Below are 11,980 nucleotides of genomic sequence, written 5' to 3'. Positions count from 1 at the left end.
CTTCAGGCCTGAAGCTGGCCGTCCGAGTGATGCAGCGCCGCCTGCCATTGCGGCGCCGGCACGAAGCTCCCGGCCCAGTCGAGTACCGTTTCGGCCGGCATCGGGTGGGCAATGCCGTAGCCCTGTGCCAGGTCGCAGCCCAGTTCGAGCAGGCGCGCGCCGTGTTCGACGCTCTCCACGCCTTCGGCGATCACGGTCAGCGAGAACGAGCGTGCCAGCCCGATCACGGCGCGCACCAGGTGCAGATCGTCGGGATCGTTGAGCATATTGCGCACAAAGCTCTGGTCGATCTTGACGATATCGGCCGGCAAACGCTTCAGATAGGACATCGATGAGTAGCCGGTGCCGAAATCGTCGAGCGCAAAGGTAATGCCCAGCGCCTGGCAGGCGCGGATAATGCGGCGCACGTGCTCCAGGTCGTGCAGCGCCGACGATTCGAGAATTTCCAGCTCCAGCATGTTCGGGCGCACGCCGGGAAACTCGTCCAGGATGGCTTTCAGGCGCGGCACGAAATCGGGGCGCTGGAAATGGCGCGCGGCGATATTGACGCTTACCACCCAGTGCTGGCCGGCGGCGCTCCAGCGGCGTATCTGCCACAGCGCCTGGCGCAGCACCCATTCGCCGATATCGATGATCAGGTCGGTCTGCTCGACCAGCGGCAGAAACTGCGCCGGCGACAGCACGCCGCGGCGCGCATGCTGCCAGCGCAGCAGCGCTTCCATGCCGACCACCACACCGGTGCGCATATTGACCTTGGGCTGGTAATACAGGCGCAGTTCATTGTTGATCAGCGCATGGCGCACCTCGGTGCGCTGGTTGTGGTGGGTGCGCACTTCTTCATCGAGATTGGTGTCGAAGAAGTGGTATTGATTGCGCCCGGTCAGCTTGGCCTGGTAGACGGCGTGGTCGGCATGGCGCAGCAGGCTCTCGGTATTGAACTCCTTGCCGGCATACACGGCGATGCCGACGCTCGACGTCATGTCGAGCGCCTGCTGGTCGCAGACATACGGCTCATTGAGCGCCCGCATCAGCGTCGTGACATTGTGCTCGATGGTGGCGATACTGGCCTGGCCGCACAGCAGGATAACGAATTCATCGCCGCCGAGGCGCGCCACGTAATGCACCTGGCCGGCAAAGTCCTGCAGCCGTGCAGCCACCTGGCGCAGGATATCGTCGCCGGCCTCGGCGCCAAAGCGGTCGTTAATCTGCTGGAAGTGATCGAGATCGAACAGGCACACGGCCAGCAGGCGCTGGCGCTCGCGCGCCAGGAACAGTTCCTGTTCGAAGCGCGCCGCCAGCGCAGCGCGGTTGGGCAGCCCGGTCAGTACATCGTTATAGTTTTGCCAGGACATCTTTTGCAGCGCCTGTTGCATGTGCACCGTTTCGTCGAGCTGTTCACCGAGGCGGCGCTGGCTGGCCTGCAGCGAAGCGAGCATCTCGCCGACCTCGTCGACCATGCCATTGAAAGCGAGCGACAACTGGCCGGTCTCGGGTGTGACGCCGCTGGCCATGCGCACCGTAAAGTCGCCGCTGCGCAGACGTACGATGGCCTGTGTCAGGCGCGCCAGCAGCCGGCGATACACCAACAGCAGCAGGCCCAGCATGGAAAATACGATCATGATATTGACGGCGCTGAGCAGCGCCTGCTGGCGCACGGCCTGCCATACCTGCAGCTGCGGCAGTTGCGGCGCATAGCGCGCCTCGAGCGTGCCGTCTTCGCCGCCCGGTAGCGACACAGTCATGCGGCTATGGATGGGGGCGATGCCGGTCAGGCGGGCAAACCAGTCCGGCACACGCGCTGGCGCAGTATCGTCAGCTTCGCCAGGACGCACCTCGATCTGCGTATGGGCGGTGTGCCAACGCAGCAGGTCGAGATTGCGGTTGAGCGGCAAAGCGCCGCGCAGCGCCTGCTGCACGCTGGCGGCATCGCCGGTGCGTACGGCCTGCGGCAAGACCGTATTGGCCAGATACAGATTGAGCTGGCGCGCCTCGTATTGATAGCTGGTGGCAGCTGCATTTGTTTCTGCATTGAATAAAATATGGTAACGCACGGCAGAAACAATCAATATCAGCAGCAATACCGGAATAAACAGACGGGAATATGTTCCCATCTTGAGCCATGGCGATAAGAGTTTCCTTAAAAGTGGCATCGCTGTTTTCTTGATCGTGTTGGAACGATATTCTTAATAAGGAAACATTATCGCTGAAAAATTGTTATTTGCGACATGAGATTGAAAACTTGTCCTTAAATACAATAAACTGATCAAATAAGATACGAATGTTGTTTCAAATTAAAGCCTGATTGTATTGTTACTACAACAATCTGCTACAGCAAGCCCAGTGGTCGCCCGCCTGCCGCCGGCTCGCGCCCGGCATCGGCCTTGCCGTGCAATTTGATCGACAGCCGCAAGTCGTTGACGGAATCGGCATTGCGCAGCGCATCTTCATAGCTGATGGCGCCGCTCTCGTGCAGGTCGAACAGCGACTGGTCGAATGTCTGCATGCCCAGTTCGCGCGATTTCTTCATTAACTCCTTGATTTCATGAACCTGGCCTTTGAAGATCAATTCGCTCATCAGCGGTGAATTGAGCATGATTTCCATCGCCACCGTGCGCCCGCTGCTTTCCTTGCGCGGAATCAGGCGTTGCGAAATCATGGCTTTCAGATTAAGCGATAAATCCATCAGCAATTGCTGGCGCCGTTCTTCGGGAAAGAAATTGATGATACGGTCCAGCGCCTGATTGGCATTATTGGCATGCAGCGTGGCCAGGCACAAATGGCCTGTTTCAGCAAACGCAATCGCGTGATCCATGGTTTCACGGTCGCGGATTTCACCGATCTGTATCACGTCGGGCGCCTGGCGCAGGGTATTTTTCAGCGCCGTTGCCCAGTCTTCCGTATCGACGCCCACTTCGCGCTGGGTCACGATGCAGTTGCCGTGCGGATGGACGAACTCCACCGGGTCTTCGATGGTGATGATATGGCCGTGGCTGTTGGCGTTGCGATGGCCCAGCATGGCTGCCAGCGTGGTCGACTTGCCGCTGCCGGTGGCGCCCACCATGATCACCAGCCCGCGCTTGCTCATCACGACCTCCTGCAAGGTGGCTGGCAGGCCCAGCGTGGACAAGTCGGGAATGGCGGTATTGATTACGCGCGCCACCATGCCTGCCTGCCCCATCTGCACAAAGGCGGAGATGCGAAAGCGTCCCAGGCCGGGCGGGCTGATGGCGAAATTGGCTTCTTTTTCAGCCTCGAACCCCAGCGCCTGTTTGTCGGTCATGATGGCGCCTACCCAGGCAGCGCTTTGTTCGGCGCTGCACGGCTCGCTTGCCAGGGGCGTGACTTTACCGTCGAGCTTGATGGCAGGTGGAAAGCCGGCAGTAATGAACAGGTCCGAGCCGCCCAGTTCGCGCATGCGCGCCAGCAGCGCGTGCATGCTGTCGAGATGATGGTTTTGCATGCGCTTATCCCGGGAAGTTTTCAGGCGACTTGGCGGCCGTGCGCGCGGTGTCGGCCGAAATGACGCCGCGCCGCAACAGGTCCGTCAGGCACTGATCGAGTGTCTGCATGCCGACATGGCTGCCGGTCTGGATGGCCGAATACATCTGCGCCACTTTCGCTTCGCGGATCAGGTTGCGGATCGCCGGCGTGGCCAGCATGATTTCATGCGCGGCCACGCGGGTGGTGCCGTCCTTGGTCTTGAGCAGGTTCTGCGAGATGACGGCCTGCAAGGATTCGGACAACATGGCGCGTACCATCTCTTTTTCCTCGGCCGGGAAGACATCGATAATGCGGTCGATCGACTTGGCGGCCGACGAGGTATGCAGCGTACCGAACACCAGATGGCCAGTTTCGGCCGCCGTCAGCGCCAGGCGGATGGTTTCCAGGTCGCGCAGTTCGCCCACCAGAATCACGTCCGGGTCTTCGCGTAGCGCCGAGCGCAGCGCATTGCTGAACGAATGCGTATGTTCGCCCACTTCGCGCTGGTTGATCAGGCATTTTTTCGGCTCGTGCACGAATTCGATCGGGTCTTCGATGGTGAGGATATGGTGATTCAGGCGTTCGTTGACATGGTTGACCATGGCCGCCAGCGTGGTCGACTTGCCCGAGCCGGTCGGCCCCGTCACCAGCACCAGCCCGCGCGGGCGCAGCGCCAGTTCGCCAAAGATGCGCGGCGCATTGAGTTCTTCGAGCGTCAGTACTTTTGATGGAATCGTGCGCAGTACGGCCGAGGCGCCGCGTTCCTGATTGTAGGCATTGACGCGAAAGCGCGCCAGGCCGGGAATTTCAAACGAGAAGTCACATTCAAGCGCTTCCTCGTACGCCTTGCGCTGGCCGTCGTTCATGATGTCATAGATCATGCGGTGCACTTCCTTGTGCTCGAGCGGTGCCACGTTCAGGCGGCGCACATCGCCGTTGACCCGTATCATCGGCGGCAGGCCGGCCGACAGATGCAGGTCAGAGGCCTTGTTGGTGACGGAGAATGCGAGTAGTTCGGAGATGTCCATTTATAATCCCTGTGCCGTATCCATTAGAAAATGATTATGTCCACAATCGAACAGAACTTGCAAGCCGTGCGGCGCAGTATTGCCCAGGCCGCTGACCAGGCGCAGCGTCCTGCCGCCGACGTGATGCTGCTGGCCGTATCGAAGACTTTTGGCGCTGACGCCGTGCTGGCCGCCGCTGATGCGGGACAGACGGCGTTTGGCGAAAACTATCTGCAGGAAGCGCTCGACAAGATTGCCGCCGTGCAGGCAGCGCAGCCTGATGCAGGGCTCGAATGGCACTTTATCGGCCCGATCCAGAGCAACAAGACGCGCCCGATTACCGAACACTTCGACTGGGTGCATACGGTCGAGCGCGAAAAAATCGCGGTGCGCCTGTCCGAGCAGCGTCCTGCCGAGCTGCCTGAACTCAATATCTGCCTGCAGGTCAATATCAGCGGCGAAGCGAGCAAGAGCGGCGTGGCGCCAGCGGACCTGCCGGCGCTGGCGCATGCGGTAGCGCAGCTGCCGCGCCTGCGCCTGCGCGGCCTGATGGCGATTCCCGAACCGGAAACCGACCCGGCACGCCAGCGCGCCGCCTTTGCGCAATTACGCCAGTTGTTCCAGCAGTTGCGTGACGGTGGCCTGGCGCTCGATACCCTGTCGATGGGCATGTCGGCCGACCTGCAGGCGGCGGTGCTGGAAGGCGCCACCATCGTGCGCGTGGGCAGCGCCATTTTTGGTTCCCGCAACTATTCCTGATCTTTCGAAAGACACACATGACGGCATTGAAGATAGCATTTGTAGGCGGCGGCAATATGGCGGCGGCCCTGATCGCCGGACTGGCCAACAAACTGACGGCAGGCGCGAATATTCACGTGATCGATCCGCATGCGCCAGCGCTTGAAAAGCTGAAGGTGCAGTTCGGAGTCAGCACGGCAGGCGCAGCCGATGTCGCCTTGCGCGATGCCGACGTGATCGTGCTGGCCGTCAAGCCGCAAAGCATGCGCGAGGTGGCGGCGCAGCTGCTGCCGTTCCTGGACGCAGACAAGACGCCGCTGGTGCTGTCGATTGCGGCGGGCATCCGCGCCGTCGATCTGTCGCGCTGGCTGGGCGACTATCCGTCCATCGTGCGCGCCATGCCCAATACGCCGGCGCTGATCGGCATGGGTATTACCGGCCTGGTGGCCAGCAACGGCGTCACGGCGCAGCAGCGCGAACAGGCCGATGCCATTTTAAAGGCGGTCGGCAGCACCGTGTGGCTGGCTGACGAGGCGCAGATCGACCCGGTCACCGCCGTGTCAGGCAGCGGCCCGGCCTATGTGTTTTACTTTATCGAAGCGATGCAGCAGGCAGCGAGCGAACTGGGGCTAAGCCCGGAGCAAGGCACGCAGCTGGCGATTGCCACCTTTACCGGCGCAGCGCAACTGGCGGCGCAATCGAACGAGCCGGTAGCGCTGCTGCGCGAGCGCGTGACCTCCAAGGGCGGCACCACCTACGCCGCCTTGACCAGCATGGAAGAAGCCGGCGTCAAGCAGCGCATCGTCGACGGCATCAAGGCTGCAGCCGCGCGCGGACGCGAGCTGGGCGAGGAGCTGGGCAAGTAGGTCGGATTAGGCGGGGCCGCCGAGGCCCCAAAGGGGCCGTAATCCGACAATATTGTTGGCGTTTGCGGTGTTGTCGGATTACGGCGCTACGCGCCTAATCCGACCTACATCACCTTGACCGCGCGCCCGATATACAGAATCGGCCCGGTCGGCCGGCCCGTGGGGGAGCCGGCCTGCGGTTCAAGTGTGATCTCGAACAGCTGGTCGGCCTGCATCGGCGGCAGTTTGTCGAGATTGACTTTCAGGCTCTGGCCGGCCTGCACCAGACCCAGCGAAACAGGCGCCTTCCAGTCCTTGCCCTTGGTCCAGAACTGCAGCGATTTTTGTTCCGGCACCGCCGTTGGCCCCAGCGGTATCAGGGCCAGGTCGGTATTGGGTTTACCCAGCGCGTTGCGGTTGCCGGCCTGCACGATCCAGCCGGGCGCCTTGTCCTGCGGCGCCACCAGTACCACCAGGTAGCCGGGGCCGGTGGGCGATTGCAGTTGCAGGCCCAGTACCACGGCCAGCACGGCGGTGCAGGCGACGGCGCCGCCAGCCAACACGCGCCAGAAAGCCAGGTTGTTCCACCATGCCTGCCAGCCGCCGACCTGGCGCACGGCGGCCGGTGTCAGGCTGGCGCTGATGCGCGGCCATAGCTGTGCAGACGGCTCGGCTGGCGGCGCCAGCGCTGTCAGCGGCAGCAGGCGCAATTCCCACGCGTCGACCGCCTCGCGCAGGGCCGGCTCGCGTGCCAGGCGCTGCTCGACCTGCATGCGTTCGGCCGACTCCAGCGTGCCCAGCACATATTGGCTGGCCAGTTCTTGCAGTTCGTCGTCGTTGTTATCCATATTCATCCCAGGCACTGGCGCAAGCTGGCCAGGCCGCGCTTGACCCATGCCTTGATGGTGCCCAGTGGCGAGCTGAGGCGCTGGGCGATTTCGCTGTGCGAGCAGCCATCGACATACGCATACAGGATGCAGTTGCGCTTGGCCTCGTCGAGGTGCCCGAGGCAATCGTGCAGCCGGCCCATGTCGGCCTGCAGCGCATACGCGTCGCTGCTGTCGCCGCCCTCGGCCTGCCGCTCATGCAGCAACGCTTCCACGGTGTCCTCGTCGGCGCCCACTTCACGGGTGCGGGCACGCGCCACGTTAAGCGCCTGGTGCCGCACCACCACATAGATCCAGCCCTTGCCGCTGCCGCGCGTGGCGTCAAAACTGCCGGCGCGGCGCCAGATGCTGAGGAAAGCGTCGTGCAGCACGTCTTCGGCCAGTGCGCGCTGGCGCACGATGCGCAGCGCCACACCGAGCAGGTAGCGGCTTTCCTGCTGGTACAGGCCGTGCAGCGCCTGCTGGTCGCCGCGGGCACAGGCGCGCAGCGCGGCGTCGTAGTCAAAAGTGGCAGTTGGCGCAGGCAAGGGTGGCCTTATCGTCAGGTTGGCAAATTTTCAATCTCCAATCGATTATAGGGCAGAAAAAGCGCACTCTTGCCATCCGTCATGAAAAAAGCTCAGGCTGCTTTCCAGAAAATATAATCGGCCTGGTAGGACACCCATTGCTTCGCGCCCAGGTTCTCTGCGCTGCAGGTTGCCGACGGCGCCACGCCGCCACGGGTGGCCACGCGCTGGATATAGGTCACGCCCTGCATGGCGCCGCTGCCGGTGGCCGGATTGGCTTTGACCAGCTGGCTGGGGATATTGCCGGCGCCCGCTGGCGCCACGGCCACTTGCGTGGCAGTGACGGCCGAACCGTCGCGGCTGGCCCAGGTGGCAGGTGGGCCGACATAGGTGCCGACCTGCATGCCGCCGCGGTCATTGAGTACCGCGTCAGGGCCGCCAAACACCCATTCGTGACCGCTCATGTCTTTTTTGGCCTTGCATTCGTAGACGATCTTGCCCACGCCCACGGTTTGCATGGTCACCTTGTGGCCGGCCGGCACCTTGACCGCGTCGGCCAGGGCGTCCTGGGAATAGGGGGTGTTCATCGGCATGGGCGCACAAGCGGCCAGCAGCAGGGAGGAACACAGGATGGTGGCGGTGATGGCAGGGCGTTGCATGGCAGTCTCCTCAGGTGGGTAGCATCGCAGCCGGCTGGCTGTTACCGGTACTACCCACGGGGACGGCGTTTGGATGCAGCAAAAAAAATTTATTTTGCTGGCGGCACCTGCCGGTGCTTGTCCATGCGCTGCAGCAGGGTGCGTATCAGCGGCATCGCGTGCCGGCCATGGCGCAGCAGGGCGCTGGCCTTGAGCAGCAGCGGGAAGGTGCGTCGCGGGCGCAGCAGCATCACGCCCAGCACGGCGGCGCCGGCAATCAGGGGCACTTTCAGGCGCGCCATCAGATTCTGGCGCAGCTTGCCGCCGCTGATCGGTTCGAGCAGCTGGCGCGTTTCCACGCCCAGCGCGCTGCGCTGCAATGCGCATTCGGCCAGCAGCGCGTCGCGCCGCTGCGCCGGGGTCGCGGCTTCGCGTACGGCCGCCAGTTTGGTCGGGTGCGTGGTCATGGCTGCTCCGGTGTGCGGTGAACGACATGCTGCAGGCTGTCGAGATCCTTGCTCAGCTCGTTCATGGTGAATGACAGCAGCTTGGGCTTGTTGCGAAAGCTGGCGCGCACGCCCACCAGGGTGCCGATGGCGGCAACGATAAAGGCGGTCGAGGTAATCGCAATGGCGGCAATGCGGTGCGTATCCCAGAACAGCACAATAATCAGGAACACCAGCAGCACCAGGCCGACAAACAGCAGCAGCAGGGCCAGCATGGCCAGGCCGAGATAGGTAAGATAGCGCAGCGACTCTTCTTCCATCTCCACTGCCGCCAGCTTCAGGCGGGTCTGGACGATGGCGGCCAGGGTCGATGCGACCTGGGCAGCATGTTGAATGATAGCCATGAGCTGCCTTTCAAGTGATTGCAGGCAGCGTGCGCTGCCTGCGGTCGGGCGGAGTTAGCGTCGCGAGGAGGCGAGCAGCAGACCAAACAGCACGCCGATCACGGCGCCCGCGCCAACGGCTTTCCAGGGATTATCCTGCACATACTCGTCGGTGACCTTGGCCGCCTTCTTGGTGCGGTCGACCAGGTCTTCTTCCAGCTTGATCAGGTCTTTTTTCGCGGTAGACACGGCAGCGATGAATTTTTCCTTGACGGCGCGCACGTTTTCGCTGGTCTGGCCGCCAGCGTCGTCAAGCCAGCCTTCGGCTTCGTCGATCACGCCTTTCAGGTCACCCATCAGTTTTTCGCGGGCCTTGTCGGCTTCTGCCACGATGGTATCGCCGGTTTTGCTTGCTTGTGTCGAGCTCATGTATTACCTCATCGATTAGAACAGCACAGTGAAATACCCAGTGTAAGCAACAGCGCCCGGCCGGTGTTGTGCCGCATCAACGGCTATCTGCATCCTATCGGAACGCAAAATCCAATACCACGCCGGCAAAAACCGCTGCTCCTAGCCAGTTATTATGCCGGAATGCAGCAAAACAAGGCATCCGTTCGCGTGCGCGGATCAGCGTGTAATGATAGATGGCGCACCCAGCAGCAACGATCAGGCCTGCCACGTACCAGTAACGCAGGCCCAGCTGCCAGCCGCAGACCAGCCACAGCAGCAAAAACAGCGCGTAGCACAGCATAATAATGGCCACGTCATAACGCCCGAAAGTGATCGCCGACGTCTTGATGCCGAGCTTGAGATCGTCGTCGCGGTCAACCATCGCATATTCGGTATCGTAGGCCACCGCCCAGAACACATTGCCCAGCAATAGCAGCCAGGCCACCACCGGCACCGTACCCGTAATGGCGGCAAAGCCCATCGGGATGCCGAAGCCGAAGGCGATGCCCAGATAAGCCTGCGGAATGGCAAAGAAACGCTTGAAGTAGGGATAGGTGCCGGCAATGATCACGGCTGCCACCGACAGCTGTTTGGTCAGGGTGTTGAGCGGAATGATCAGCAAAAAAGCCAGCACCGTCAGCACGCCGGCCACGGCCAGCGCTTCCTTGCCGCTGATCTTGCCGCTGGTAATCGGCCGGTCGACGGTGCGCTTGACGAACTTGTCGATATCCTGGTCGGCGTAGTCGTTGATGGCGCAGCCGGCCGAACGCATCAGAAAGGTGCCGAGAATAAAGATGACCAGCATGCGCCAGTCGGGCACGCCCTGCTGCGCCAGCCACAGCGCACACAGGGTCGGCCACAACAGCAATACGGTGCCGATCGGCTTGTCGAGCCGGATCAGGCGGAAATACAGCGCCAGCTTGTTCATGGAAGACTCAATCTTGTTGAAGAGAAATACCGATTATCGCAAATAGTCTGCAAATGAACTATCCGGCGGGCATGCCGCGCTTCAATCTTCGGGGTAGTAGGTGCCGACACCGGGTAGCTTGCAGCTGGCAATGGCCGCGCACAGCGCGTCGATGGCGGCCTTGCGCGTAAAGCTCTTGCGCCACAGCATGACGACGCGGCGCGACGGCGCCGGGTCTTCAAACGGCCGGTAGGCCAGCATGCCGTCGGCAGCGTTCATATCGGGCACCGAGGCGCGCGGCAGCACGGTCAGGCCGATGCCGCTGGCCACCATATGGCGGATGGTTTCCAGTGACGAGCCTTCAAACGTGCGCTGCATGCCGTTGCCGGGCGAGGAAAAACGCGCCATTTCGGGACACACTTCAAGCACCTGGTCGCGGAAGCAATGCCCATTGCCAAGCAGCAGCATGGTTTCCGATTTCAAATCCTGCGCGGCGATCTGCTTGCGCGCCGCCCAGGGGTGGTGGCGCGGCATGGCCACCACGAAGTCTTCGTCGTACAGCGTCTGCACCGCCATGCCGTGCTCGGGCAGCGGCAGCGCCATGATGGCCACATCGAGTTCGCCCTGGCGCAGCAGTTCGAGCAGCTTGACGGTAAAGTTTTCCTGCAGCAGCAAGGGCATCTGCGGCACCTGGTCGATCATGGCCCTGACCAGCGGCGGCAGCAGGTAGGGGCCGATGGTGTAGATCACGCCCAGGCGCAACGGCCCGGCCAGCGGGTCCTTGTTCTGCTTGGCCAGCTCCTTGATGGCGGCCGTCTGTTCCAGCACCCGTTCGGCCTGGGCAATGATCTGCGCGCCCAGCGGCGTGACGGAAATTTCCGCGCCGCCGCGTTCGAACAGCACCACGCCCAGTTCGTCTTCGAGCTTCTTGATCGCCACTGACAGCGTAGGCTGGGCCACGAAGCACGCTTCAGCCGCGTGGCCGAAGTGTTTGGCGCGCGCAACGGCCACGATATATTTCAGTTCAGTCAGTGTCATAGTTTGATTGAAACACAGCTAGTGTCCGCTTGCAATGCATGAAGGAGTGCGCGCCTGGCCAACTGTCGCGCCGTTGGTCTATTGTAGAGGATCGCCCTCTATAATAGGCGCTCGTGGCGGCGCCTGAACGGTCGCCTGCCTACCGACTTACGCAACTTGAGCAAAACGGACAGCCATGCCAGACTTTGAAACCAAATTATGCAGCCGCGCGCAATTGCAGGCGCGCGTCGCGGCCTTGCCCAAGCCGGTGGTGGTCACCAACGGCGTGTTCGATATCCTGCACCGCGGCCATGTGACCTACCTGGCGCAGGCGCGCGCGCTGGGCGCCTCGCTGGTGGTGGCGGCCAATACCGATGCGTCCGTCAAGCGCCTGGGCAAGGGCGACGACCGGCCTCTGAACAGCTGCGATGACCGCATGGCCGTGCTGGCTGCACTTGAATCGGTCAGCCTGGTGGTGGCGTTTGATGAAGACAGCGCGCTTGAAGTGGTGCAGGAAGTCCGTCCCGAAATCTATGTCAAGGGCGGCGACTACGACATGGCGGCCATACCCGAAGGCCAGGCCGTGCTGGCGTATGGCGGCCAGGCGGTGGCCATCGACTTCGCGCATGACCGCTCGACCACCAAGCTGCTCAACAAGGTGCGTGGTCAATAAGGC

General features: G+C 62.2%; 14 protein-coding genes. 3 read left to right on the top strand and 11 right to left on the bottom strand.

The window, feature by feature from the left end:
- Positions 1-2: 2 nt before the first annotated feature.
- From GCM43_RS10355 to GCM43_RS10345, 3 genes are all read right to left on the bottom strand, one after another.
- On the bottom strand, positions 3-2,111 hold the full coding sequence (locus GCM43_RS10355; protein WP_152243906.1) for a putative bifunctional diguanylate cyclase/phosphodiesterase: 2,109 nt from the start codon (positions 2,109-2,111) through the stop codon (positions 3-5).
- Positions 2,112-2,326: 215 nt separating this feature from the next.
- Positions 2,327-3,460 carry a PilT/PilU family type 4a pilus ATPase gene (locus GCM43_RS10350; protein WP_152243904.1) on the bottom strand — a complete coding sequence of 378 codons (1,134 nt, stop codon included), beginning with the start codon at positions 3,458-3,460 and terminating at the stop codon, positions 2,327-2,329.
- A gap of 4 nt (positions 3,461-3,464) precedes the next feature.
- Positions 3,465-4,508, bottom strand: coding sequence for a type IV pilus twitching motility protein PilT (locus GCM43_RS10345; protein WP_152243902.1), 1,044 nt, complete (start codon positions 4,506-4,508; stop codon positions 3,465-3,467).
- A gap of 36 nt (positions 4,509-4,544) precedes the next feature.
- On the opposite strand from GCM43_RS10345, the gene GCM43_RS10340 reads away from it, so the two are divergent.
- Both GCM43_RS10340 and proC read left to right on the top strand, forming a co-directional pair.
- Positions 4,545-5,246 (top strand): YggS family pyridoxal phosphate-dependent enzyme, encoded by a 702-nt coding sequence (locus GCM43_RS10340; RefSeq protein ID WP_152243900.1) that lies wholly within the window; start codon positions 4,545-4,547, stop codon positions 5,244-5,246.
- Positions 5,247-5,272: 26 nt separating this feature from the next.
- Entirely contained in the window at positions 5,273-6,091 is an 819-nt protein-coding gene (proC, locus tag GCM43_RS10335; RefSeq protein ID WP_152244219.1) for a pyrroline-5-carboxylate reductase, read from the top strand.
- Between the two features lie 104 nt (positions 6,092-6,195).
- Here proC and GCM43_RS10330 read toward each other — a convergent pair whose 3' ends face one another.
- The 8 genes from GCM43_RS10330 to GCM43_RS10295 all read right to left on the bottom strand — a co-directional run bounded on the left by GCM43_RS10330 (position 6,196) and on the right by GCM43_RS10295 (position 11,325).
- Entirely contained in the window at positions 6,196-6,918 is a 723-nt protein-coding gene (locus tag GCM43_RS10330) for an anti-sigma factor (RefSeq protein WP_152243898.1), read from the bottom strand.
- A 2-nt stretch (positions 6,919-6,920) separates the two neighbouring features.
- Positions 6,921-7,484 (bottom strand): sigma-70 family RNA polymerase sigma factor, encoded by a 564-nt coding sequence (locus tag GCM43_RS10325; RefSeq protein ID WP_152243896.1) that lies wholly within the window; start codon positions 7,482-7,484, stop codon positions 6,921-6,923.
- A 92-nt stretch (positions 7,485-7,576) separates the two neighbouring features.
- Positions 7,577-8,122, bottom strand: coding sequence for a DUF3455 domain-containing protein (locus GCM43_RS10320; RefSeq protein ID WP_152243894.1), 546 nt, complete (start codon positions 8,120-8,122; stop codon positions 7,577-7,579).
- Positions 8,123-8,211: 89 nt separating this feature from the next.
- Entirely contained in the window at positions 8,212-8,568 is a 357-nt protein-coding gene (locus GCM43_RS10315) for a hypothetical protein (protein ID WP_152243892.1), read from the bottom strand.
- The gene (locus GCM43_RS10310; protein WP_152243890.1) at positions 8,565-8,951 is read right to left on the bottom strand and encodes a phage holin family protein; all 387 of its coding nucleotides are present in this window, start codon (positions 8,949-8,951) and stop codon (positions 8,565-8,567) included. Before GCM43_RS10310 ends, GCM43_RS10315 begins: the two co-directional genes overlap by 4 nt.
- A 54-nt stretch (positions 8,952-9,005) precedes the next feature.
- The gene (locus GCM43_RS10305; protein WP_152243888.1) at positions 9,006-9,359 is read right to left on the bottom strand and encodes an ElaB/YgaM/YqjD family protein; all 354 of its coding nucleotides are present in this window, start codon (positions 9,357-9,359) and stop codon (positions 9,006-9,008) included.
- A 94-nt stretch (positions 9,360-9,453) separates the two neighbouring features.
- Positions 9,454-10,308, bottom strand: a complete 855-nt coding sequence (ubiA, locus tag GCM43_RS10300; protein ID WP_152243886.1) for a 4-hydroxybenzoate octaprenyltransferase — start codon at positions 10,306-10,308, stop codon at positions 9,454-9,456.
- An 81-nt stretch (positions 10,309-10,389) separates the two neighbouring features.
- Positions 10,390-11,325, bottom strand: a complete 936-nt coding sequence (locus GCM43_RS10295; protein WP_152243884.1) for a hydrogen peroxide-inducible genes activator — start codon at positions 11,323-11,325, stop codon at positions 10,390-10,392.
- A 175-nt stretch (positions 11,326-11,500) separates the two neighbouring features.
- On the opposite strand from GCM43_RS10295, the gene rfaE2 reads away from it, so the two are divergent.
- A complete protein-coding gene (gene rfaE2, locus GCM43_RS10290; RefSeq protein WP_152243882.1) occupies positions 11,501-11,977 on the top strand; it encodes a D-glycero-beta-D-manno-heptose 1-phosphate adenylyltransferase in 477 nt (158 codons plus the stop codon).
- Positions 11,978-11,980 lie beyond the last annotated feature (3 nt).

It is taken from the genome of Janthinobacterium aquaticum (assembly GCF_009208565.1).
Classification (GTDB): Bacteria; Pseudomonadota; Gammaproteobacteria; order Burkholderiales; family Burkholderiaceae_D; genus Janthinobacterium.
This window is presented reverse-complemented; position numbering and strand designations above follow the sequence as displayed.

What these genes read in the sequence shown, in the direction of transcription:
- GCM43_RS10340 (WP_152243900.1), top strand. Translation starts at nt 4,545, where the DNA reads ATGTCCACAATCGAACAGAACTTGCAAGCCGTGCGGCGCAGTATTGCC.
- GCM43_RS10350 (WP_152243904.1), bottom strand. Translation starts at nt 3,460, where the DNA reads ATGCAAAACCATCATCTCGACAGCATGCACGCGCTGCTGGCGCGCATG.
- GCM43_RS10295 (WP_152243884.1), bottom strand. Translation starts at nt 11,325, where the DNA reads ATGACACTGACTGAACTGAAATATATCGTGGCCGTTGCGCGCGCCAAA.
- rfaE2 (WP_152243882.1), top strand. Translation starts at nt 11,501, where the DNA reads ATGCCAGACTTTGAAACCAAATTATGCAGCCGCGCGCAATTGCAGGCG.
- ubiA (WP_152243886.1), bottom strand. Translation starts at nt 10,308, where the DNA reads ATGAACAAGCTGGCGCTGTATTTCCGCCTGATCCGGCTCGACAAGCCG.
- GCM43_RS10320 (WP_152243894.1), bottom strand. Translation starts at nt 8,122, where the DNA reads ATGCAACGCCCTGCCATCACCGCCACCATCCTGTGTTCCTCCCTGCTG.
- GCM43_RS10355 (WP_152243906.1), bottom strand. Translation starts at nt 2,111, where the DNA reads ATGGGAACATATTCCCGTCTGTTTATTCCGGTATTGCTGCTGATATTG.
- GCM43_RS10305 (WP_152243888.1), bottom strand. Translation starts at nt 9,359, where the DNA reads ATGAGCTCGACACAAGCAAGCAAAACCGGCGATACCATCGTGGCAGAA.
- GCM43_RS10330 (WP_152243898.1), bottom strand. Translation starts at nt 6,918, where the DNA reads ATGGATAACAACGACGACGAACTGCAAGAACTGGCCAGCCAATATGTG.
- GCM43_RS10315 (WP_152243892.1), bottom strand. Translation starts at nt 8,568, where the DNA reads ATGACCACGCACCCGACCAAACTGGCGGCCGTACGCGAAGCCGCGACC.
- GCM43_RS10310 (WP_152243890.1), bottom strand. Translation starts at nt 8,951, where the DNA reads ATGGCTATCATTCAACATGCTGCCCAGGTCGCATCGACCCTGGCCGCC.
- GCM43_RS10345 (WP_152243902.1), bottom strand. Translation starts at nt 4,508, where the DNA reads ATGGACATCTCCGAACTACTCGCATTCTCCGTCACCAACAAGGCCTCT.